Annotated in this window: 18 protein-coding genes; 9 read left to right on the forward strand and 9 right to left on the reverse strand. The window is 54.1% G+C overall.

The genetic code is table 11. The features are described 5' to 3' along the window. Positions 1-21 precede the first annotated feature (21 nt). Genes EBB_RS02635 through rlmH form a run of 4 tightly spaced genes read right to left on the reverse strand, consistent with a single transcriptional unit; the run spans position 22 to position 6,330 of the window. Entirely contained in the window at positions 22-3,822 is a 3,801-nt protein-coding gene (locus EBB_RS02635; RefSeq protein WP_192392341.1) for a YhdP family protein, read from the reverse strand. Positions 3,823-3,831: 9 nt separating this feature from the next. Next, a complete protein-coding gene (gene rng / locus EBB_RS02640; protein ID WP_192392342.1) occupies positions 3,832-5,289 on the reverse strand; it encodes a ribonuclease G in 1,458 nt (485 codons plus the stop codon). After that, on the reverse strand, positions 5,286-5,861 hold the full coding sequence (locus EBB_RS02645) for a Maf family protein (RefSeq protein ID WP_192392343.1): 576 nt from the start codon (positions 5,859-5,861) through the stop codon (positions 5,286-5,288). Before EBB_RS02645 ends, rng begins: the two co-directional genes overlap by 4 nt. Positions 5,862-5,865: 4 nt before the next feature. Beyond that, positions 5,866-6,330 (reverse strand): 23S rRNA (pseudouridine(1915)-N(3))-methyltransferase RlmH, encoded by a 465-nt coding sequence (gene rlmH / locus EBB_RS02650; RefSeq protein WP_033157571.1) that lies wholly within the window; start codon positions 6,328-6,330, stop codon positions 5,866-5,868. 324 nt (positions 6,331-6,654) lie between these two features. On the opposite strand from rlmH, the gene EBB_RS02655 reads away from it, so the two are divergent. The 9 genes from EBB_RS02655 to EBB_RS02695 all read left to right on the forward strand — a co-directional run bounded on the left by EBB_RS02655 (position 6,655) and on the right by EBB_RS02695 (position 21,357). After that, the gene (locus EBB_RS02655; RefSeq protein WP_192392344.1) at positions 6,655-8,127 is read left to right on the forward strand and encodes a complex I subunit 4 family protein; all 1,473 of its coding nucleotides are present in this window, start codon (positions 6,655-6,657) and stop codon (positions 8,125-8,127) included. Next, on the forward strand, positions 8,124-8,486 hold the full coding sequence (locus EBB_RS02660; RefSeq protein ID WP_192392345.1) for a hypothetical protein: 363 nt from the start codon (positions 8,124-8,126) through the stop codon (positions 8,484-8,486). The genes EBB_RS02655 and EBB_RS02660 overlap by 4 nt, the downstream gene beginning before the upstream one ends. Positions 8,487-8,488: 2 nt before the next feature. Continuing rightward, positions 8,489-11,695 carry a DUF2309 domain-containing protein gene (locus EBB_RS02665; protein WP_192392346.1) on the forward strand — a complete coding sequence of 1,069 codons (3,207 nt, stop codon included), beginning with the start codon at positions 8,489-8,491 and terminating at the stop codon, positions 11,693-11,695. Between the two features lie 2 nt (positions 11,696-11,697). Continuing rightward, positions 11,698-13,269 (forward strand): proton-conducting transporter transmembrane domain-containing protein, encoded by a 1,572-nt coding sequence (locus tag EBB_RS02670; protein ID WP_192393514.1) that lies wholly within the window; start codon positions 11,698-11,700, stop codon positions 13,267-13,269. Continuing rightward, on the forward strand, positions 13,266-14,807 hold the full coding sequence (locus tag EBB_RS02675) for a complex I subunit 4 family protein (protein WP_192392347.1): 1,542 nt from the start codon (positions 13,266-13,268) through the stop codon (positions 14,805-14,807). Before EBB_RS02670 ends, EBB_RS02675 begins: the two co-directional genes overlap by 4 nt. Next, entirely contained in the window at positions 14,800-16,371 is a 1,572-nt protein-coding gene (locus EBB_RS02680; protein WP_192392348.1) for a complex I subunit 4 family protein, read from the forward strand. Before EBB_RS02675 ends, EBB_RS02680 begins: the two co-directional genes overlap by 8 nt. Positions 16,372-16,519: 148 nt before the next feature. Further along, the gene (gene can / locus EBB_RS02685) at positions 16,520-17,152 is read left to right on the forward strand and encodes a carbonate dehydratase (protein WP_192392349.1); all 633 of its coding nucleotides are present in this window, start codon (positions 16,520-16,522) and stop codon (positions 17,150-17,152) included. A 32-nt stretch (positions 17,153-17,184) separates the two neighbouring features. Then, entirely contained in the window at positions 17,185-18,744 is a 1,560-nt protein-coding gene (locus tag EBB_RS02690; protein WP_192392350.1) for a SulP family inorganic anion transporter, read from the forward strand. 246 nt (positions 18,745-18,990) lie between these two features. Further along, positions 18,991-21,357, forward strand: a complete 2,367-nt coding sequence (locus EBB_RS02695; protein WP_225587209.1) for a penicillin acylase family protein — start codon at positions 18,991-18,993, stop codon at positions 21,355-21,357. Between the two features lie 153 nt (positions 21,358-21,510). On the opposite strand, the gene EBB_RS02700 is transcribed toward EBB_RS02695, so the two are convergent. The 5 genes from EBB_RS02700 to EBB_RS02720 all read right to left on the reverse strand — a co-directional run bounded on the left by EBB_RS02700 (position 21,511) and on the right by EBB_RS02720 (position 24,251). Beyond that, complete coding sequence (locus EBB_RS02700) at positions 21,511-22,311, reverse strand: PDDEXK nuclease domain-containing protein (RefSeq protein WP_225587210.1); 801 nt, start codon at positions 22,309-22,311, stop codon at positions 21,511-21,513. Next, positions 22,202-22,726 (reverse strand): ArsR family transcriptional regulator, encoded by a 525-nt coding sequence (locus tag EBB_RS02705; RefSeq protein ID WP_225587211.1) that lies wholly within the window; start codon positions 22,724-22,726, stop codon positions 22,202-22,204. The genes EBB_RS02700 and EBB_RS02705 overlap by 110 nt, the downstream gene beginning before the upstream one ends. A gap of 24 nt (positions 22,727-22,750) precedes the next feature. Continuing rightward, positions 22,751-22,903 (reverse strand): hypothetical protein, encoded by a 153-nt coding sequence (locus EBB_RS02710; RefSeq protein WP_192392351.1) that lies wholly within the window; start codon positions 22,901-22,903, stop codon positions 22,751-22,753. A gap of 167 nt (positions 22,904-23,070) precedes the next feature. Beyond that, the gene (locus tag EBB_RS02715) at positions 23,071-24,087 is read right to left on the reverse strand and encodes a helix-turn-helix domain-containing protein (protein WP_192392352.1); all 1,017 of its coding nucleotides are present in this window, start codon (positions 24,085-24,087) and stop codon (positions 23,071-23,073) included. Continuing rightward, the gene (locus EBB_RS02720) at positions 24,084-24,251 is read right to left on the reverse strand and encodes a hypothetical protein (protein ID WP_192392353.1); all 168 of its coding nucleotides are present in this window, start codon (positions 24,249-24,251) and stop codon (positions 24,084-24,086) included. The genes EBB_RS02715 and EBB_RS02720 overlap by 4 nt, the downstream gene beginning before the upstream one ends. Position 24,252: the final 1 nt, after the last annotated feature.

Raw genomic sequence — 24,252 nt, forward strand, 5'->3', positions numbered from 1 at the left:
AAGTTTATTCAGCAGAGCCGTTCATTTGCTCAGCGACTCCAGCCAGCCGCCGGTTAATCCGCGCCAAGCTTTTTGCACCAAGCCGTCCTGATCGTGTAACGGCGTGACCTCGACATTGCCCCAGGGCCCGGCAAGTTTGTATTGCGAGCCGAAAAAATAACCTTCTTTGTAATCGTCAGTCACCACTTGGGTAATGACGGCAGCGATACCGCCCACGATTGTACCAGCAATCGGCACGGCCCCGGAACTCTTGGGCACGACGGCAACGCGGTGGTCCATGGTCTTTTTCACCAGGTCTGCGGTGCCGGCTATGCTGAGTTTCGCCGATACCGCGTCGATCAATAAATTGTCGGTATAGGCCAAGCCGTTGCTGATTTTAAAGTCGCCGGTAATCTGATCAAAGGCCAAGCCCTGCCGGTAGACGTCGGTAAAGTCCAAACTCAAGCGTTTGGCCCATTGTTCCATGGCGATCAAGCCCAGCAAGCGGCCAAAGCCGGGTTCTATGCTGGAAATGCGGCCGTCGCTGAACTTGAGCTGCATTTGCCCGGTCAGGTTGGCTGTTGAAAACTGCTGTGGCGCGCCGCGCCAGCCGGCGTTGAAATTGATTTCGGCATGCGTGCCTCTTAAATCATCGGTGAAACCTAGCTGCGACAAGAACAAGCCAAAGCCGTTCATGTTCAGCTTACCGGTCAATTGCGTCGAGCTGCCGCCGACCAGTTTGATCCAGTCTGCGCTGAAATCTATCGTCCCAGCCACGCTGGCCAGTTGCACATGCTTGAAATGAATGCCGTTGATCAGCCGCTCGGTATCCAGCTTTAAGCTGCCCAAATCGACACCGCGCCATAGCAGCTGTTTACTATCGATGTCGATCAAGGGCAGATCGGTGACCACTTCTTCCGCAGCATCGAAATTCAAACCGTCCATCGCCGATAAATTCAGGTAATCCATTTGCAGCTTGATGATGTTGGTGCCGCCGCGCTGGTCGGGGATCGTCAATTTGCCGCGTGCCATCGCGCTGTCCAACGTGGCTTGCCAAGCTTGATTGATATGCTGCAACCGGCATTTTAGTGCGCCGATGTTCTGGCCTTGCCAGATCAGTTGCTCGGTATCCAGAATAACTTCTTTTAACGCCGGCAAACGTTGCTGGGTTTCGTTGTCGGAGAATGCCGCAAGCGCGTCGGACAATTTGAATTGCGGCTGCTTGATTTCCAGTTTCAAACCCGCAGGCTCGTAAAAGTCCGCCGAGTTCCGGCCGAAGACGATATGCCCGGAATGGAGTTGATTTTGTTTGCCGTCGATCAACAGCGCAGAGTTCAACTCCTTGCCGTAAGTAATTTTTAGTGGCAAATATGGGCTGTTGTTAAAAATAAAGCTTAGATTCAATGCTTGCTCTTGATCGGCCGATTTGGCCAGAGCATCCTGGGTGTTGATCGTTACGCCCTGTAAGTTGCTGTTAATGCTCAGGGTGGACGGCTTAGCCGCATCGTAAGGCAGCGTCAATACGGTTTGATAGTTAAAACTGCCGTCGGCAACCTGATTTTTCAGGAAGCTGAATTGCTTTTCCAAGCGCTGGATGTCGGTGGTGCCGTCTATCAGGATTTGCGTGGCGCTGGCATCGCTTTGCAGGATGGCATGTATCGGATAACCCAGAGTACTGCCTTCCAGGCGGTTGCTGCTGACCCGGTCTTCGGTAAAACGCAGCACACCGCTAATGTCGTTGACGGCCAGATCGACCGGCTTCACCATTAAGCGAGCCTTATCCAGATGCGCATCCACTTTAACGGTGGTCGGCAGCGTTTCGTAGTAAGCGATTTTCAGATCCAGATCGACTTGGGTATGGCCATCCGGTGCCAACACTTTGGCCAGCGGATCGATTTTGGCGCGTAACGGGGTTTTTTGCAGATACTGCAAACTCTGCGGTAACTTGCTCTGCACCTGGCCCAACACGTAAACGTAGTCGCTATTGGCTAGGTCAGGAATCGAGACCACGGCTTGATTGATGTCGACGTTTTCGCTATGGCCGCCATTGATCGCCACTTTCAGGTCCGCGCCGAGAAATTGCACATCGGCATGTACCGCGCGCAAATGCGGCCACAGGGCATTGAACTGAATTTCGCCGTCGTCTATCTCAAACACTACTTCAAATAGGCCGGGACCGTTGGTAAACGGGAAGTCCGCCAATTTGCCATTCAAGCGCATTTCGCCCTTGTCGATATGCCCGCCGATAAAAGCATCGTCCAGCCAGGCGACCGCATCCTTACCCATGATTTTGGCCGGCAGGTATTGCGGTACGTTACTGATGTCTTTGAAATTGTCGAAACGGGTGCACATATCAATGACAGCGCTGTCGTCATTCTTGGGGATGCTGAGTTGCAGATGGGTTTGCGTGCGAAAGGCCGCGCTGTCCAGTTGCAGATTTTCGCTGGAGATTTGCCATTCGCTGTCGGTCTGCCGCCAGTTGACTCGGCCTTGCAAGCGCGGGACGTCCAGGCTACTCCTAAACATTTGTGGCGCATTGAATTTGGCGTTTGTGCTGTCGAATATCAGTTGCCCGCCCTGGTCGCCGGCAACGATTGAGCCGCTTAGCTCTTGTATTTGCGGCACGTCGTCTTGCGCATCGTTACCAAGGTGGCTGAAATGGCCGTTGAGTGCATAGCGTTGCTGATTACTCTCAGCGTAAAACGACAGATCGTGCAAAGTGCCGCGTGGATTGAGTTCCAGCCATTTAGCCCAATCGGTTTGCTCTGCCGGCAGAAACGGCGGTATCAAATGCATCAAGGCTTGCAAATTCAACTGTTTGATCACGCCGCTGAGGTTGCCTTGCGCATCCTGCTGTAGATAGAGCTCGCCATCCCGCCAGCGCTGATGATTGGCGAAGACATTGACGTCGTAGGCGCTCCAGCGTTGCCGACCATTTTGTTCAGCCCAGGCCAGATTGCCTTCAAAGGTGTCGAGTTGCAGCGGTTTGCCTTGCTGTCTGCTGAGTTTAATCTGTTGGCCTTGCAGATAACCGCTTACTTGGTAGGGCATCGATTCGCGCCATTGGCTCCAGATCCGTATATCGCCTGAGCCGGATTCCAAATGCAAGCCCAGCGGTAAATCCTCGATCAGCCAAGCCGGCCCTTGCAGATTGCTGCCTTCCACATAAATTTGGCCGTTTATGCCATTGGCCTGGAAGATATTGCCGTCAAGTCGGGCGGAAATGCGCAAGCTGTCACCGTATTGCTCCGGCAAACTACTTATTAGATGAAGCTCGTGGCTTTGATCCAGATAGTGGTTTTTGATCAGCAAATCGAAGTGTTCGACAGTCACCGGCGGCCGATGCCGCTTCAGATCCTGCCACGTCACCTGGCTTTGCAGAATCTCGTATTTGCCGCCCTGTAACAGCCACAACGGTTGCCCGTCGCTGCTTTGCAAACCTTTGATGCTGAGGCTGCCGTCCTCATTACGCAGAATATCCAGTTTGGCGCCCACCAGCGTCACCCAACTCGCAGCCATGGGGTCCTGGGTCAATAGCCATTCCAGCAAATCGATGCCGATCCGTACTTCTTGCAGGCGGATAGCCGGCTTGGCCCCGGCTTCGGTGGCTTCGATAGCGATTTCCCGCAACAATAATTCCGGGCTGAAGCCGCGCATATTCGCGCCCAGCCTGCCGATATGCAGCGGAATACCGGTGGTCTCGCGGACTTTTTGCTCCAGCGCGCTGCGGTAATCGGCGATATCGATCAAAAAAACCCGTACCGCGCTCAAGACGAGGGCAATCGTGATCAGCGACCAGAACAACAGGTGTCGGGTAGCCCGGGTAACGTGATGAATAACCAAAATAGCCGCCTATAACAACACCACGTCGTAGTGCTCCTGGTTATATTCGGCTTCGGCGCGGATTTTAATACCGACTTTCAAGAACATTTCCAGCTCCGCCAGCATATCGGCTTCTTCGTCCAGCAGCATTTCCACGACTTGCTCGGACGCTAATACCAGGATCTGCTGGACATTGTATTGCCTGACCACGCGAATAATTTCCCGAAAAATTTCCAGACAGATCGATTCGGCGGTTTTCAAGACGCCGCGGCCGCCGCAAGTCGAGCAAGGCTCGCAGAGGATATGCTCCAGACTCTCGCGGGTGCGTTTGCGGGTCATTTCTACCAGACCCAGTGCGGATACTTCGGTGATCTTGGTCTTGGCGTGATCCTTGTCCAGATTGCGCTGCAAGGCGGTCAACACCTGCTTTTTGTGATCCTCGCTTTGCATATCGATGAAATCGATAATGATGATACCGCCCAAATTGCGCAGCCGCAGCTGACGGGAAATGGTCTGGGCCGCCTCCAGATTGGTCTTGAAGATGGTTTCTTCCAGATTGCGGCCACCGACGTAGCCGCCGGTATTGACGTCAACGGTGGTCATCGATTCGGTCTGATCGAATACCAAATGGCCGCCGGATTTGAGTTTGACCTTACGGTCCAGCGCCTTGCTGATTTCGTCTTCGACGTTGTAAATATCGAACACCGGCCGTTCGCCGGAATAATGCTCGATCACCGAAACGATCTCCGGTACGAAGGTTTCGGCGAATTCGACCAGTCTGAGAAAGGTTTCCTTGGAATCGACCCGAATTTTTTCGATGCCGTCTTTGTACAAATCCCGCAAGGTGCGAATGCTGAGCGGCAGATCTTCGTGGATCAAGGTTTTGACCTTGGCCTTGCTGCTTTTTTCCAGGATGGATTCCCAGAGTTTGTGCAAAAAAGTCATGTCAGAATACAAAATCACGTCTTCCACACACTCGGCCGCAGTACGGGCGATGAAGCCGCCCGGCACCTGGTGTTTCAGCTGATAGGCTTCGATGCAAGCCCGCAAGCGGGTGCGCTCGGATTCGCATTCGATACGTTGCGACACGCCGGAGTTACCGGCATAGGGCATGTAAACTTGGTAGCGGGACGGGATGGAAATGTCGGTGGTCAGTCGCGCGCCCTTGTTGCCGAGCGGATCTTTGGTAACTTGCACCACCAGTTTTTGGCCTTCCTTTAAATAATGCTCGATATTTTCCGAGGCTTTTTCGGCCAGTTCCTTGCTACTGAAATCGGATAAATGTAAAAACGCCGCCTTTTCCAAACCAATATCGACAAAAGCCGCCTGCATGCCCGGCAACACGCGGCACACCTCGCCTTTGTAGATGTTGCCGACCAAACCTTTTTGCCGGACCCGTTCGATAATCAGTTCTTGCAGGACGCCGTTTTCGATCACCGCTACCCGAGTTTCCGGCGGCGTGACGTTGATTAATATTTCTTCGCTCATGGGATGATGTCTATGCCTGCTAGGCTTAATATTTGCGCGGTTTCGAAGAGCGGTAAGCCCATCACGCCGGAAAAACTGCCGGTGATCGATTCGATAAATACGCTGGCCAAGCCTTGAATGGCATAGGCGCCAGCCTTGTCGCACGGTTCCCCGGTTTGCCAATAGGCGACGATTTCCTGATGGCTCAAGTGTCGGAAGCGTACTTCGCTGACGCTAAGCGCTTGCCAGTGTTGCTCACCGCGTAAGGATACCGCGCTATAGACTTGATGGCTGCGACCAGACAGATGACTGAGCATTTCAATGGCGTGCTGCAAATCGTCCGGTTTGCCGAGGATGCGGCCGTCGCAAATCACGCTGGTATCCGCGGCCAGTACCGGTAAATCAGTGCCGACCGTCGCCAGGCAGAGCGCGGACTTTTCCGCTGCTACCCGTTCGACGTAAGCGGCCGGCGCTTCGCCCGGCCAAGGCGTTTCGTCAATATCGACCGCCATGATACTGTGACGGATGCCGATTTGCTTGAGCAATTCGCTGCGGCGTGGTGAGGCGGAGGCCAGGATCAGTTGTGGATACATGCGCTTAACGATGGTACGGGTGATTATTCAGCAGACTCCAGGCCCGGTAGATTTGTTCAGCGACAATTACTCGAACCAAAGGATGCGGGAAGGTCAGCGGTGAGAGGCTCCAGGATTCCTGCGCCAGGTCGCGCACTTGCTGAGACAAGCCTTCCGGTCCGCCTATCATCAGTGCCACCGGCTGGCCGTTACCCAGCCAGCGTTGCAGCGCTTGCGCCAGATTAGGCGTGGTCCAGGGCTTGCCGGGTATGTCCAGCGTCACCACGTGCGCCCTGCTGGGCAATGCCGCTATCATCCGTTCTCCTTCGTCCTTGGTTATCCGGGCAATGTCGCCGCTGCGGCGCTTGTCCGGGGCAATTTCCTTGAGCAGCAACTCGCATTCGCGCGGCAACCGCTTGGCATATTCATTATAACCTTGCTGTACCCAGTCCGGCATTTTGTTGCCGACGGCTATCATGTGGATTTGCATAGTTGTTACAGGCTATCAATTCGCGGGAAAACGGGACAAAGAACTTGGGTGGCATTCATGCGCACAGCGTTTACAAAAGTCGCAGAGTTATTGTCGCCAATCGCCAGCGTGACCTTATTAGGCATGTGTAGGATCCCCAAATCCCGATACTTTTTGCTGCGCTTAGGTTACACGAAGCGCCAGGCTTTGCGAAATCGGCTCTATCGCCCGAGGTGCGAAGTCTTAAGGATAGGGCTGGTTTATTTAAACCAATTTTTTCCCAAATTGGCTTTTTTCAACCAAATGTCGTTAGAATGCTTGTTGTATTGGACTTAAACGATAACAATGGTGATGCTAAGCGCGCTGTTATGGACCCCGGCGCTGGGGGCAATATTGCTGGTAATGGTCTCCGGCCGGAATAGCCGATTGATCAGAATTGTAGCTAATGTATTCAGCTTGGCGGCGTTGTTGCTGGCCTGCTTGCTATTGGCCCGGTTCGACGCCGGCGACACGACACTGCAATTTAGCGAGTTCTATCCCCTTAACCCCAAGCTTGGCAGCGCCTACGCGCTCGGTGTAGACGGCCTGTCCATGCCGATGCTGGTACTGGCGACCTTGTTGACTAGTATTTCCCTGTTGGCTTCGTTTTCCCTGTCCGATAGCATCAAGGGCTATCACATCTCCATTCTCTTGCTGGAATTCGGCATGCTCGGCGTGTTTATGGCGCAAGACTGGGCGCTGTTTTACATCTTCTGGGAAGTCACCTTGATCCCGCTGTTTTTCCTGATCGACCGCTGGGGCGGCAAGCGCCGGCATGCCGCCAGCCTGAATTTCGTGTTGTACACGATGGGCGGCTCGGTATTCATGTTGCTGAGTTTATTGGCGATCAGTCAATACGATCTGGAAAACCAGGGCTCATTGATGGCCTCAATGGGCCAAGCCGCGCAAAACATGCCGGAGATCGAACAGGTTTTGGTTCTGCTGGGTTTCCTGATTGGCTTTGGCGTGAAAATGCCGATATTTCCCTTGCATGGCTGGCTACCGTTGGCTCACGTTGAAGCACCCAGCCCGATTAGTATTTTGCTATCCGGTATTTTGCTGAAAATGGGCGCCTATGGCTTGCTGCGCTGCGTGGTGATGTTGCCGGTTGCCGCCAAACTCATCCAACCGTTGCTGGTATTTCTGGCTCTATTCGGCATGCTTTACGGTGGCTTGCTGGCCTGGCGGCAACGCGATCTGAAAGCCATGGTGGCTTACTCCTCATTGAGTCATATGGGCGTGGTCCTGCTGGGCATTGCCGCGCTGAATCAAACCGGCTTCACCGGCGCAATTCTACAAATGACTGCGCACGGCTTGATCGCCGGCGCGTTATTTTTATTGGTGGGCCTGCTTTACGAGCGCACGCATACCCGCAACATTCAAGATTACAGTTCGCTGGTGCAGGTCATGCCGCGCTTCGCCACCTTAACCACCTTGACTTTGCTGGCGGCCATGGGCTTGCCCGGCTCCGTGGGATTTATTGCGGAACTGCATACCCTAATCGGCGGCTTTCAGGAATGGGGAGGTTTGATGGTGTTTTTTAGCCTCAGTATTCTGATCAGCGCTGCCTATGCGATGCGCACCATCGGCTTACTGTTTACCGGGCCGGTGAAACCGCAGATGCGCGAGATTGCCGACCTGAAATCTTTGGAACTGATGGCTTCCGGCGTGTTGGTTGGCGGCATTGTGTTGTTTGGTTTGCTGCCGGCGCCGTTGATTGATTTGTCGACCGCGACGGTGGGGAAGATGTTGGCGGTGATGGGGGAGAGGTTGCCGTGATGTTGTTTTTTGTTGCACATGCGGTCGCTTGGATAATGATGTGTCGCTATCGCGACGGCATTTTAATGTCGGTTCTCGGACCGACAGCCGAGCTACTTTCTTTTGCTCCGCCAAAAGAAAGTAGCCAAAGAAAAGGCGGCCCGGATGCAGCTCATTTCCTGCGCTCCTCGCTTTTGGCAGGGGTTGCCGAAAGGGGCTTCCTGCCCCTTCGGCAACGCGATGCATCCCTGCATCGCCCCTACGGGCTGATCCTGCCAAAAGCTCCGGTGCTCGGCGCAGCATACGGGATAAACACCCTTACCAACTTCAACGGACGACCCCAATTGTTCGGCGTGTCAATGAATATGGAATTGATTTGATCATGCACGATTCCATATCAAACATCGCTTCTCCGCGCGACATCATCATAGGCGCGATCCATCACCTAGATCATCTGCTGCCGGGGCAAGCGCCGATTCACGACTTCGTGCATCACAACACCTTGCATGGCTTTCAGCATTTGCCGTTCGAACAAGCGCTGGCGGAATTTACCGAATTGACGGGTGTCAGTTGTTATCTGCCTGCCGAACAGTTTCGCGAGTTTTATGCGCAGGGCCGGATAGCCGATGACGACATCGATGCCGCGTTGGCGCAGCAATTTGCGGATGCGCTAGACGCCGAAATTTGCACAATTAATGGCAAAATCATCACGCGAGACATGCTTTACCGACTGTCATTGCTGCACGATTTGGCGGCCCTGACGCCCGCGCAATTCGATTGGCAGGTGCGTGAGCTCGGGGTCTTGGAGAACATGTCAAGCAACGGCGAAAAGGCTTCAGAGTTATGGGATGGCTTGCTCGCCAAGCTTGGTTTGCAAATGCCGGATTTGCATCCGGAAGATTTGCTCGATCTGTCCGTCGAGCAAATCCGGCAATGGCTGCCGAATGCGGCGAATGCCGGCGCAGAACAGCAGATGCGCCAATCCGGCATGGAGAGCCTCGAAAGCCTTTTTGCACGGGTCGGCGGCAGTTTGACCTTACGCGGATTGCTGCTGGCGTTGACCGGCAAGGATATTCTGGACACGGTGCGGCGGCAATTGATTCGCCTGTGCGCATCCTTATTGGATGAAGGATTGGCGGCCTGGCGTTTACCCAAGCGGGAAGAATTGGGTTTGTATCAAGCTTGGCGGGAGAGTTTGATCTACGATGCCCAACCGATTTTTCATGAATTGCATGATTGGCAAGCAGTGACCGCGGCGCTGCCCGCCGACGCCATCGACGCCATCGCCCAACAACTGACGGCGCTGGCAGTCCCGGAATCACGCTGGGCAGACTATTTGCAAAGACTGGCGCTTGAGCTGCCTGGTTGGTCGGGTTTGATCAACTGGCGGCAAACTCATCCCGATTATCAAGCGGGCGACGCCACCCAACCTCTATTGGCGGATTACCTGGCGATACGCTTAACCCTGGATCGGGTTTACGCGGAACAGCTATGTCGGCGGCAATGGAGTTGCGAGGCGCAACTGGACAAACTCCGCGGTTATTTTTTGAAAAACCTGGCTGAGTTTTCGGTCAGGCATACTTTGTTTCAAGGTCAATTGCCGGAGTATTTGGCGCTGGCGGCGCAGGCTTTGCTTAACGATGCGGCGCGGGACAAGCAGGCCTGGCAGACTTTGGCCGAACGAATTTGGACCTGGCAACTCAGTCCATTGGCACCCCCATCCTCAAATCTCAATGTTTATAACCAGGGTTGGCGGCTGTTTCGATTCTGCCAGTTACTCGGCTTAACTGCCCGCGACGTGCAGCATATCGAATCCGCCCAATTATTGAATTGCTTGGCCAGCATCGACGCTTTCAGCGAAGCCGATCGCAATACTGTCTGGCTTAGCGCTTACGAGCGCCACTATCAGCAAGCGCTGCTGCACGCCTTGCATGCCAATCACAATAGAGGTCGTTGGGCGCAGCGCGACAGCCGACCCGAAGCACAAATCGTGTTTTGCATGGACGACCGCGAGGAAGGCATCCGCCGGCATTTGGAAGAACTCAATCCGGCTATCGAAACGCTGGGAGCCGCCGGTTTTTTTGGCGTACCGATGAATTATCAAGGCCTGGACGACAGCAAATTAACGGCCCTTTGTCCGGTAGTGGTCGTGCCTGCCCACAATGTTCAAGAGTGCAGCCATCCCGGCCAGGAACAAGCACTGGCTCGCCACCGGCAAGGCCGCAATCTGAAACAACGGATCGTCAATTTGCTCCAGCACGGTTTGCGCCGCGATGCGCTACTAGCGTATCCGGTGATTAATGCCATGGCGCCGTTTACTTTGCTCGGTTTGCTGGCGAAAAGTTTCATTCCCAAAGCGCAGCATCAGTTGCTGACTGCGGTGGCGAAAGGAATCGCGCCCGACGTGCCATCGCAATTACATTTTACCGCTGGCAACCCCGAGACGCCGGCCTCGCCCCAACAACCCAGATTTGGCTTTACCGACCAGGAGCAAGCCGAGCGCATAGCCGGATTTTTGCGTAATACCGGTCTGACTTACGGCTTTGCCGAATTGGTCGTATTGATGGGCCACGGCTCGATGAGCCAAAACAATCCGCATTTATCTGCATACGATTGCGGCGCCTGCAGCGGCCGACACGGCGGACCGAACGCCCGGCTGTTCGCGGCAATGGCAAACCGGCCAGAAGTCAGGCAATTACTGGCCGAACGCGGCATCGTTATCCCTGCCGACACCTGGTTCATCGGCGCCGAACACAACACCTGCGACGAAGACATCATCTGGTATGACAGCAGCGCCGTACCGCAGGAGCGCCAACTGGCTTTCAACAAATTTAAGCAGCAGATGCAACACGCGCAGCGCATGTCGGCACACGAACGTTGCCGGCGTTTGGCGTCGGCGCCGCGCCGGCCACAGCCCAAACAGGCCTTGCGACATTTTCTAAATCGCGCTGCCGATTTTTCCCAGGCTCGACCGGAGCTGGGCCATGCCACCAACGCGGCTGCGTTGGTCGGCAGGCGCTCGTTAACGCAAGGTGCGTTTTTTGACCGCCGCCTGTTTTTGATTTCCTACGATCCTAGCCAGGACCCGGAGGGGACAGTGCTGGAAGGCATCTTGCTGGCGGTCGGTCCGGTCGGCGCCGGCATCAATCTGGAATATTATTTTTCCACCGTGAATAACGAGCGGCTGGGTTGCGGCTCGAAAGTGCCGCACAATCTGACCGGTTTTTGCGCGGTGATGGAAGGCGCCGGCAGCGATTTGCGCACCGGTTTGCCCCGGCAGATGATAGAAATTCACGAGGCCATGCGTTTACAAATCATCGTCGAGGCTAAAACCGCGGTGTTGGAGCAAATTTACGGCCGGCAGGAAAGCCTGCGGGAACTGATCGGCGGCGGCTGGGTGCATCTCAGTGCCAAAGACCCGGACAGCGGCGAGATTTTTGTGTTTCAGCGCGGTGTCGGCTTTGGGCCTTGGCAACCGGACAACAGCGATCTGCCGCTGCGGGACAACTCGCCGGATTGTTACCGGGACGAAACCCAGCCGGTGGCGCCTATGTTGATCAAGCAACCCGAGTTTGGAGCGGCGGCGTGAGTATGGATACCTCTGCAACCCTGATTCCCTTGTTTCCGCTATTGGCTGCGCTATTGATTGGCGGCCTGCATTTTTGCCGAATAGTCGATGGCGAGGCCGGCGAGAAAACCACGGCCCGGCTGGGCGTGACAGCCATTAGCCTATCGGTACTGACGGCTTTGGCTTTATTAGCCGGCGATTTGTCCGGCCAACTGGCCGACTCGGTGTCGTACGGCACCTGGCTGCGTAGCGGCTCGCTGAGCATAGACTACACACTCAGCACCGGCGGTTTTAATCTGGCCTTGGCCGGTTTGTTCTCGCTGTTACTGCTGGTCGTGATGCGCTTTTCGGTGAATTACCTGCACCGCGAGGCCGGCTTTCACCGCTTTTTTTTCATCCTGAATTTATTCGCGGCGGCGATGCTGTTGTTGGTGTTGTCCGGCAACGCGGTGTTTACCTTTGTCGCCTGGGAGATGGCCGGGGTTTGTTCTTACTGGCTGATTGCTTACGCCTACGACCGGCCCATCGCCGCGCATAACGCCACCCGTGTATTTGTCTCCAATCGCATCGGCGACGGCGGTTTTATTTTGGCGATTGGCCTGTCCCTAGCTTGGCTGGAGAATGCCGATTGGCAAACCATCAACCTCAGTGCGGCCGATCTGGAAGCGGGCGATGCTACCTTGCTGGCCCTGAGTTTTGCCGTGGCGGCATTTGCCAAATCCGCGCAGATTCCGTTCACACCCTGGCTGGCGCGGGCAATGGAAGGGCCAACGCCGTCCAGCGCGATTTTCTATGGTGGGGCCATGATCCATGCCGGCGTGTTCTTGATGATTCAATTGCAACCTTTGTTCATGCAAGCACCGCTGGCCATGCTGGTACTGGCGGTGGTCGGCGCACTGACCTCAATTTACAGTTACTGGGTAGGCTTGAGCCAGACCGACATTAAAAGCTCGCAAATCTTCGCCACCTCCGCGCAACTGGGCCTGATGTTTGTCGAATGCGGCTTGGGATTTTGGACATTGGCGGCCTGGCATCTGGCCGCGCATGCCGTGGTACGTTGTTATTTGCTGCTAACCGCGCCGTCCATTTTGCACAACACCCACGGAGAACCGATTCAAACGGTGTCACCGGTTCTGGCAAATTGCCGCTGGGCCTTTATCGCCTCCTTGCAGCGCGGCTGGTTGGAGCCGGCCATGGATTGGTTGCTGGTCAAACCGGTTTTGCGCTTGGCCAAGGATGCGCGCTTTATCGACGAACACATTGTGGATAAGGCCTTGGGTGCGCCGGCACCGGCTATCAAAGCGGTGTCGTCCTTGGCGCAGTGGGAAGAGCAAAAAATGGGCGCCAACCTGGATAGCCAGGAAGACAGCTTCGCCCAAGGCAGCGGTCTGGCCGGCAAACTGGCGCAATGGACCGCCGCCTTGCTGAACTGGTTTGAATATCACTTCATTCTGCGCGGCATCGGCCGCGATTCGATTCGATTTGGCCGGCGCCTGGGCCAGGCTGCCAACCGTTTTGAGCAATTATTGTTACAGCCGCGCTATCTGGCGTTGTTTGTGTTGATCACCTTGATGGTGGCGCTGGGATACCGATGAATACCCCTATTGTTTTCTGGCACGTCGTGGCGGCGGTGCCGCTGTTAACGGTGTTGACGCTGGTGCCTTTGCTGACCATGCTGGCGGTGGTGTTCGCCAAGCCGATTTACAGCGTACGGCTGGCCTTTGCCGGCGCATTGCTGAACGTATTGCTGAGCATTTATCTATTGCTGATATTCGACGCGGAAACGCCCGGGCTCCATCTTGCCGAACATTTTCAATTATTGGGGATGCACTATCGGGTTGGCGTGGACGGCACCAATATTCTGTTTATTCCGCTGACGGCGATTTTAGGCTTGCTGGCACTGATCTATACCTTGATCACCCGCCATCGTAGCGACCGCCTGTTCATCGCCTGCCTGCTGGCCTACCAAGGCATTTTAATCGGCGCGTTCGCGGCGCTGAATACGCTGCAATTCTGGTTCTGGTGCTTGCTGGAGCTGGTGCCGGTGGTGTTATTGACGGTATTTGCCGGTACCGGTAAGCAGCGCAATCAGGTGGTGAAATCGGTCTTGCAATACTGGCTGTCCGGTTTGGCGATGAGTCTGGCCGGCTTTGTATTGCTGAGCTATGGTTTAGCGCAAAACGGCTTGGATTTGAGCTTTGATTGGTTGACCTTAAAACATCACAATCTGGCGATTCCCAACGAAACCCTAATCTTTATCCTGCTGTTTTTCGGCTTTGCCATCCGCATGCCGTTGTTTCCGTTTCATGCCTGGTTGCCCTTGCTGGCGGAGCACGGCACCGCCGCCAGCGCGGCGATTTTTCTCACCGGTTTGAAGCTGGGCATCTACGCCTTGATCCGCTTCATCCTGCCGCTAGTGCCGGGTGCAGCCGAGCAATGGGTGCATTTTGTCGTCGATTTGGGCTTGATCGGGATTTTTTACGGCGCCCTGCTGGCGCTGATGCAAATCAATATGCGCCGGCTGTTGGCGTTTGCGGTGATCAGTCATACCGGCATGTTGGCGATAGGCGTGTTTTCCTTCAACGATTTTGCCTTGGAAGGCAGCATTTTGCTGTCGATAGCTTATGGGTTGGCGACAGCCGGCATGCTGTTCAGCATCGGTTTGATTTACGAGCGCACCCGCACCTCGTTCCTGCCCCGTTTGGGCGGACTGTTCGAGACCAATTCGACGATAGCCTTGTTGTTTTTGATTTCCGCGCTCAGCACCATGGTTATGCCCGGCACACCGGGTTTCGATGCCGCGCATCTATTAATCGAAGGCACCATAGAGGAACACGGCTGGTATATCGCCATTGCGATTTTGTTGGGCAACGTGCTGGGCGCCGCTTTTCTGCTGTGGGCATTTCAAAGGCTGTTTATTGCTCATGCCAAGCGCATTGTTCAGCCTTACGGCAGCCTTCACCATCCGGTGCTTAAGGAGCGGATTATCGCTGTGACCATCTGCGGCCTGCTGATCGGCACCGGTTTTTACACTACGCCCTGGCTGAAATTTATCGATCAGGAAGCCAAGGAAATCGGCGAACATTACCCGGAACATCACAGCCACCACATGAACGGCCCGCACCATGACTGATAGTTTTCCCTTACTGTCCCTCTGTCTGGCCTGGCCTTTGTTGGGGGCCTTATCGCTGGCGTTCATCCAGGATACCCAGTTAGCCAAGCGCGGCGCTTTGTTGGTGGCCGTTGTGGAATTGCTGTTTACCGTCGCTGCGGCTGGGGTTTTCGATAGCGCACGCGGCGATTTTCAGTTGCTGGAAGACTATGCCTGGATACCGGGCCTGAATATTCACTATCAGCTCGGTGTGGACGGCATCTCGATCCCGTTTTTGCCGATGACGGCCTTGCTGACCCTGATGGCTTTGTTGGCCGGCTGGAACAGCGTGCGGCAGTTAAATCGCTTTCAGTTGGCGTTGATGTTAGCGCTGGAGAGCGTGACTATCGGTGTGTTTACCGCATTGGATTTGGCTTTGTTCTTCCTGTTTTGGGAGCTGACCTTGCCGCCGATTTTTTTCTTGATCGGTTTATGGGGCATAGGCGCGGAGCGACGGTACGCGGCGATGAAATATACCTTGTATATGTTATTCGGCGGCGTGCCGCTGTTGTTCGGGATCATTTTGCTGGCGATGAATCACGCGCAGGCTAGCGGGGGGGCAATTCCGCAGGATTTGGCTTTCAGTTTGCCGGTTTTACTCAACACGCCGATACCCGAGCCGGCGCAAGGCCTGATCTTTCTGCTGCTGTTTTTGGGGTTTGCGGTGAAAGCGCCGCTGCTACCGTTTCATACCTGGCTGCCGACCACGGCCATTGAGGCCCCGACTTTTCTGAGCGCGTTGCTGGTTGGTTTGAAACTGGGCGTTTACGGCATCATCCGTTTTGCGATACCGCTGGCGCCGCAAGCGGCCTTGGAACATCGCTGGTTGTTGGCGATACTCGGTGCGGTGACGCTAGTTTACGGCGCCTTGATCGCGTTGCGGCAAACCAATCTGCGTCGCTTGCTGGCTTATTCCAGCATTAGCCATGTCGGCCTGGTCATCGTTGGCATCGCCGCTTTTAATTTGCAAGGTTTGCAGGGCGCGGTCATGCAGTTGTTGAATTTCGGCATCGTCGCCGGCAGCCTGATGTTGATCGCCGGCATGATCCAGCAACGCTTGGGTAGCAACGATCTGGTTCATCTCGGCGGCTTGGCCAAACCCATGCCGCGCTTAACTACGCTATTTTTCGTGTTTGCGCTGTCCAGTATCGGCGTGCCCGGCACCAATGGCTTCCCGGCGGAATTGCTGATGATACTCGGCGCGTTGCAGGCTTATCCGGCACTGGCAATGGTGGCTTTGTTTGGCGCGGTATTGGGCGCGGCGTATTTGTTGGGTTTTGTCAGACGGGCATTCTTTGGCCCGGTTGTGCATGACAGCGTAGCCAGAACCCAGGACCTGCGCCCACGCGAGTTGGCATTGCTGGTCGTGCCGGCGCTGCTGGTATTGGTGATAGGCCTGTATCCGCAATGGCTGTTGTCCTGGCAAGAAACCAGTGTGCAGTCCTGGTGGCAGCGGATAAGCGTGGCGGTTCCGCAGGCGGCAACGGCATCGAAACTCCCGCAGAGACCCACAATTTCAGGCGTGCCGAGCGATGGTTCAATATAACTTTTGATTTAGCCCAGATTTAGGTCGCAAAGCAATTGCTATATAGTTTCGATTCGATATAGTATTGCCCATAAAGACACATTCTTTTGAACAACCCGTTCCGGATCCGCTCCAGAACGCATAGTGATAGAAAATAAGGACACCCATTATGATTACACCCACGAAATTACTGCTTGAAAACAAAGCCTGGTCGGAAGAAGTCAGCGGGAAAGACCCGGATTTTTTCGTCCAGTTGGCCAAAGAGCAAAAGCCCGACTTTTTGTGGATAGGCTGCTCGGATAGCCGGGTGCCTGCGGAGACAGTCGTCAACGCCAAGCCCGGCGAAATTTTTGTGCATCGCAATATTGCCAATCAGGTCATCGTCACCGATTTCAATTGCCTGAGCGTCTTGCAATATGCCATTTCGGTCTTAAAAGTTAAGCACGTTATCGTTTGCGGCCATTACGGCTGCGGCGGCGTGAAAGCGGCCTTGCAGCCGCAAAAATCCGATCTGGTTATCACCAATAAATGGTTGCTGCATATTAAAGATGTCTACCGTTTGCATCAGGAAGAGCTTGAGTCTATTCCGCCGGAGAAAAAAACCGATCGCCTGATCGAGCTGAATATCATCGAGCAAGTTTATCGTCTGGCGCATACCTCGATTATTCAGTCCGCCTGGAAACACGGACACAAGCCCACTTTACATGGTTGGGTATACGGCCTGAACGACGGTTTGATCAATGAATTGATCAAACTCGACCATAACACGCAAATCAATCCGATTTACCGCTATGCCGACTAACATCCGGATTTTCGCAACAACTGGGTAAACCAATGACATCGCAATTGAATTCTTATATGAAACATCTGCACCAGGACTTACCGGCCGGTATCGTGGTCTTTCTGGTGGCTTTACCGTTATGCCTGGGGGTTGCATTAGCCTCCGGTGCGCCGTTGTTCTCCGGCATTATCGCCGGCTTGGTGGGCGGTATTCTGGTTTCCTGGGCCAGCGGCTCGCAATTGAGCGTTTCGGGACCGGCAGCCGGATTGACGGTTATCGTTTTCGAAGCCATCGAAACCTTGGGTGGCTTTGGCGGATTTTTGCTGAGTTTGGTGCTGGCCGGCGGCTTGCAAATAATTCTGGGTTTTTTGAAAGCCGGGGTAATCGGCGCATTTTTTCCGGCTTCGGTAATTAAAGGCATGCTGGCGGCGATTGGCTTGATTTTGATTATCAAACAAACGCCGCATGCCACCGGTTACGACGCCAGTTTCGAAGGCGATGAAAGTTATATGCAGGAGAGCGCCGAATCAAGCTTCTTTGAATTGTCCGAGGCCTTGGAAGCAATTACCCCCGGCGTTACCATCGTCAGCGCCGTGGCACTATTAATTTTGGTGATCTGGGATTCCGGGTTTATCAAGCAATTCAAGCTTTTAAAGCTGATTCCCGGTCCGTTACTAGCGGTGATTTGGGGTGTCAGTTTCAACACTCTGGCAGTGCATTTTGCCCCGGAAATGATGATAGGCGAAAAGCACTTGGTGTCGCTTCCCGAGTTGGGCAGCACCGCCAATTTTATCAACCAATTGCGTCTGCCGGATTTCACTGCTTTCAGCAATCCGAAAATTTACGGCGTTGCGATGACCATTGCGATTATCGCCAGTCTGGAAACCTTGCTGAGCATAGAGGCGGTCGATAAATTGGACCCGCACAAACGCGTTGCGCCGACCAATCGGGAGCTGAAAGCGCAGGGTTTGGGCAACATGGTCAGCGGCTTGATGGGTGGCCTGCCGATTACCGCCGTAATCGTGCGTAGTTCGGCCAATATCAATGCCGGCGGCCAAACCAAAATAGCGTCTTTCTTACACGGCGTTTTGCTATTGGTCAGCGTGCTGTTTTTTGCGAAATATTTGAATATGATTCCGTTGGCCTGTTTGGCGGCGATTTTGCTGCAAACCGGCTACAAACTGGCCAAGCCGGCTTTGTTCGTGGAGTTTTATCGGAAGGGCTGGAATCAGTTTGCGCCGTTTGCGATTACCGTTGTGGCGATTTTATTCACTGACCTGTTGCTAGGCATTGCCATTGGTATGGCGGCCGGATTCTACTTTGTATTGAAAGCCAACTTCCATGCGGCGATTACCTTGACCCAGCACGGCGATCATTATTTGTTGCGCTTACATAAAGATGTCTCCTTCTTGAATAAGGCCTTGCTACGTAAGCATCTATCCGCCGTATCCGATGACTGTGAATTGCTGATTGACGGCTCCAAAGCGTTGTTCATCGATCAAGACATCATTGAAACCATCGCGGATTTTCTACTAGCCGCGCCGGATCGCGGTATTAATGTGGAAATCCAGGGTTTTAGCGTCTCTGCTGAGATGTCTTCGTCGCCTCACTAAAGCAAACCGGCGACTTTAAGCCGCTACAAATAGAAAGTTGCTCATCGGTTTCGGAAAAAGCCGCACCGAAACCGATTTTTTGACGCATGAATTTCGAATGTTTTTGCTAGCGGAGTCTAATTGCTAAACTCCGCTTTTCTAAAAATCCCAGCAGTCACCTTTTAAATTCTTAGCCCTATAATAGCCGGGGCGGTTGGCGACTTTCGCCGTGCCAATTTTTCCAAGCTCCCCAAGGCTATATCAACCATGTCCAAAATGCGCGTTGCCTCCTTGTCGATTGCCGGTGTTATTTTCGGTGGAATTGCTTTGGTAGCAGGACTATTGCTGGCATCGCTACCCGCCGAAAATGGCAAAGTGGTTTTACCCGGCCTTTCCAGTCAAGCCAGCGTCAAAAGCGATACATTCGGTGTGCCGGAAATCGAAGCAACCCAGCGGGAAGACACCTATCGCGTGCTGGGCTACTTGCATGCCCGCGACCGCTTGTTTCAGATGGAATTGATGCGCCGCAGAAGCGCCGGACGCCTAGCCGAGCTGTTTGGCGCCAAGGCATTGGAAGCCGACCGCAAGCAACGTGTTTATCAAATGGACCGCGCGGCGCAACGCATCGTTGCCGATTTGCCCCCCGCTCAGCGCTTGGCGCTGCAAGCTTATGTCGATGGCGTGAATCAATTTATCGGCAATACTCGCATTCTGCCGCCGGAGTTTCTGGCGCTGCGCCACCACCCCGAGCCTTGGCGTCCCGAAGACAGTATCTTGGTCGAGTTGGCGATGTTTCAAACCCTGAACGGTCAGGAACAGGACGAGCGCATGGTCAGCGTCATGGCTCGCGCGCTGCCTCAGGAATTGGTGACCTTCTTGACGCCGGATACCGATCTCTACGCCAAGGCATTAATCGGCGGCAGCCTGCCGCGCCGCTTTAATCCGTCAATTCCGCTTGAGGCCCTGGCCAGCCTGCCCGGCAGCAAGTCAACGCTGGCGCTTAACCAAGCAGTGGATGCCGAAAACGTGGTGTCCGGCTCCAACAACTGGGTGGTTGCCGGCAGCAAAACCCGCGATGGTCGGGCGATGATCGCCAGCGATATGCACTTGGCGCTGAATGTGCCCAACATCTGGTATCGCGCCGATCTGAGCTACGGCAACCGCCATATCTACGGCGTGACCTTACCTGGCGCTCCCGCCGTGATCCTGGGTGGCAACGATGATGTGGCCTGGGGCTTTACCAATGTCACAGGCGACTTTCTGGATTTGATTCGCCTGGAAACTGATCCGGCCCATCCCGGCCAATATCGCACACCGCAAGGCTGGCAAGCGTTTAGCGAACACCGGGAAACCATTCGGGTTAAAGGCGAACCTGACGTGATGCTGACCTTACGCGACAGCGAGTGGGGTCCAGTGTCAGATCAGGACCTGCTGGGCCAACCCGTGGCGATCAAATGGATTGCGCTTGAGCCGCACTTTGTGGACCTGGGCCTGATGGATATGGACCAAGCCCGCAATACCCAGCAAGCCATGGCGGTGATGAATCGCTTCGGCGGGCCGCCGCAGAATGTGGTGATTGCTGATCGTGATGGCCATATCGCCTGGACTTACATGGGCCGCTTCCCCAAACGCCGCGGATTCGACGGCCTGATCAGCCAGTCCTGGGCCGACGGCAACTTTGCTTGGGACGGCTCTATCCCTCCCGATGAATTGCCACGGCTGTTGGACCCGGCCGAGGGTTTTATCGTCACCGCCAACAATCGCACCCTAGGCCGGGATTACCCGTATGTGATCGGCCACAACTGGTCCTTGAGCTACCGGGCGTACCGCATTGAAGAGTTGCTGAAAAATCGCAGTGGTTTAAACGAACAGGACTTGCTGGCAATTCAGTTGGATACCCGCAGCGAAATTCTGGCGTTTTACCAGCAATTGGCGCTGGACGCTTTGGACCATCTGAACGAGGCGGACGACAATTTGCAAAAAGCCCGCAACGCCATCGCCGCCTGGGACGGTTATATGCAAACCGGCAGCATCGGCGCGCCAATCTTGAGTGAATTCCGCACCCGCCTGGCCGGCGCAGTGTTTGAGAAAGTGGTCGCGGCAGGCCAAACACTGGACCCGCAATTTCGTTACGCCTGGCGGGAAATGGAAACGCCGCTGCGGCAATTGCTGACGCAACGGCCCAAAGGCGTGCTGAACCCGCGTTATCAAGACGATTGGCAGGCCATGATCGTGGCGACCTTGCGGCAAACCGTACAAGCATTGCGCGAGAAATACCCCACTGTCGAACCCGATCAACTGACCTGGGGCATGACCCACCCGGTTAATTTGCGCCACCCGTTCAGCAAAGTGGCGTCTGCGTTGAGCGGCGTGCTGGATATGCCGGCCTTCGACAGCGACGGCTGCGCCAGCGTTTGCGTCAAGGTCATGGACAACGCCCATGGTGCCAGCGAACGGCTGGTCTTGTCACCGTCACACTCGGAAAACGCCCTGTTCCACATGCCGGGCGGCCAGTCCGGCCACCCTTTATCGGCACATTACCGCGACCAGCAGAATTTTTGGCGGGATGGAGTGGCCTTGCCGATGCGGTCGGCGAAGGCTGGAGATGTGTTGCAGTTTGTACCACGGTTATAGAGCCAATGTGGGCGCTCTGTCCCTCATACTTACATTATTAACCTGGCTGCCCCTGTCACTGGTGTTCTCTGATGCTCAAGCGGTGATGAACGGCTTTTTCAAAAATCTGTAAAAAATGTGTCAGAGTTGTTGCTTCCTGGACATTGAACGTCGTCACGACAAATCGCCCAACTCCTGCTCAATCTGTTCAATACTCGGCAAATTTTTGGTTAGCTCAACTGGCAGAGATTCAACAAGCTGATACTCTGCCACACCGATCGGCTTGTTGGTGTCACGCAAAGCATATTCGGCAACGATCCGGTTTTGCGTCTTGCACAGCAACAGGCCAATGGTTGGCTGGTCGTGCTCGGATTTCAGTTGCACATCTACCGCCGTCAGGTAAAAGCTCAATTGCCCCGTGTGTTCCGGCTTGAAAGCACCGGTTTTGAGCTCCACCACCACGTAGCAGCGCAGCTTCAGGTGGTAAAACAACAAGTCGATGAAAAAATCGTCGCCACCCACTTCCAGATGATACTGCCGGCCGACAAAGGCAAAGCCAGCGCCAAGTTCGATCAGAAAACGTGTGATGTGCTGGACCAGCGCGTTTTCAATTTCTCGTTCATCGGCTTCCTGGCCGATGCCGAGAAAATCGAACAAGTAAGGGTCTTTCAAAGATTCGCGGGCCAAATCCGAATGGGGTTTTGGCAAATTGGCTTCGAAATTGGTGACAGCATTACCTTCCCGTTCCAACAAACGGGTTTCGATGTGGATGTTCAGCACATTGCGCGACCAAGCGTATTCGATAGCCCGCTCGGCGTAGCGCTTACGGTTTTCAGCGTCTTTTAGCTTGCTGAGTAACACCAAGTTATGGCCCCAGGGTAATCGTCCAACAAGCTGTTGGACAATTTCGGCATCGGGCCAGGCTTCCGCGAAAGCGCGCATGTACATCAGATTGGCTCGCGAAAAGCCTTTCATATCCGGAAACGCGGTGCGCAAATCGTGTGCAAGGACTTGCTGACCGCGAGGCTTTCCACGCCTTCACATAACGCTGCACTGCACTATAGCCACCGATATAACCTTCCACCTGTAAGCATTCGTACAAGCGCTGGGCGGTACGCTTACGCTTTTTGCCCGGCAAGGCCGCATCGGTCTCCAGCCACGTCGTCAATTGCTCGATAAAGTCGCCCAGTTTCAAATGGGGTTGATGCTGACGGGGCGGATAGACCGGCTCTTCGATCGTTTTGAGGTGTTTACGAATCGTGGGACGGGACAACTTGAACTGCTTCGCCAAGTCGCTGATGGTGACGTTTTCAACAAAATGCAGTCGCCTGATTTCGGGTATGACATCCATTTTTATCACTCCAGGTTTCTCCGGCAAAAAGCCGGTCATTGAACTACCTGGGGTGGAAACTTTTCAACGCTCTTTTCCCCAGGACCCTGGAAAGTTTTGCACGCCGTTTTGCAACCAACGCTCGTCGATTTCGTTTTTCGCCGCAGTCTCAGGGCTTCTAAGAATGATGCCCAAGACGGCTTCTTCGAATCTATCTTGTTTAGTCTGTGTGCTCATTTTTTTAGTAAACCTTGCGTCTGGATTTGGGTAGCGGTTCTGGTTCGGTTGTCGCGTATTTCAGGAAAAGTGGAAGCGTAGGCGGGTACCTTTCTCCCGAATCAATGCAGCCTTGCACCCCTCTCTCGACCTGAGTTGAGGAAAGCCGGTCGATTTGCCTTGCCCATTCAATTTTGGCTAACCGAAGCGCGTCCAACGACGAGAAACTGTCCGTCCAAAGCCTCTGGTAGATTGCCATCATCCTCGCGAACAAATAGTCCGTTTGTTCCATCGCCTCGTTGCTCGGGGTTATAGCGCTGCGCAACTGCTCCAATGATTTCGGAAGAGATGTTTGTTGATTGCTGGTACTTGTTCGCATAAGAATTTGCTCCGGTTTTGGGTGTGATGGTTGAGTCCTGGATAAAGCCTTCGGTCTTGTCCGCATTGCGGAATATCAGACCTAGCGAGTCATAAACCTTGCCATCTTTGTTCTGGCCCATATGCCAGGCCGATTTTGCACAGCCGTTTATGGCTGCCTTTAGCCTCTCTGGTGTGTAATTTTTTAGAGCCTTGGTGATAACTAATTTTCTTTTGTCATCTAACACTGCTCCAGGGTGATTCATTGTTTTCTGCCAATAATTGAAAACATCGCTCACTGGATCGACTTGAATTTCATCCTCATTTTTTTGAGGTGGTGAAGTGATGTTTATATTATTGGGGGTTAATAAGGGGGGTTCTATTGGGGGTTCATGTACACGGTGTGGACTTTTCGGGTTCGAGGTGTGTACTTTTCGAGGTTCGAGGTGTGTACTTATCGCGCGTCTTTTAATGTCACGTAGGTTGTTGATTTTCTCGATAAGTTCGAGGCGTGTACTATTGAAAAGTACAAACCGCGGACTTTTCGCCGGATCGTAGATAATTTTTTCAAACCAACTTTCATCAAAAGTTATTTGATATGTGTTTACTTTTCGTCCCTCCCCAATTTCTGCATGGGCTCTAATTTCAATTAGGCCAGCGCCACTTAGAACGTGAAGGCATTTTGAAATGGTGGATTTCGACTTAATTGAAGTTTCAAACATCAGCGCTTGATAGCCCACGAAGCAAAACCCATTGTCATTTGCGTGATCGCAAAGCACGATAAGAACGAGTTTCTCCATTGCGTCGAGTGGCATGTGATAAGCCATATTGATATGTTTATTACTCATTTCCTACCGTCCTGTCTGGCTACAGCAGCTAACGCCTTGTATGATGCAAGACCGGCATATAGCTTGTCGTAAGCCTGGCAGGTGGGGCTGGCGTGGTATTCGCCGGCCCGTAACGGGGTACCGCAGCCACGACACAGGCGGATAGTGTTGTTATTGGTCGGCATG

The sequence above is a fragment of the Methylomonas fluvii genome, from assembly GCF_014850975.1.
In the GTDB taxonomy this organism is placed as follows: Bacteria; Pseudomonadota; Gammaproteobacteria; order Methylococcales; family Methylomonadaceae; genus Methylomonas; species Methylomonas fluvii.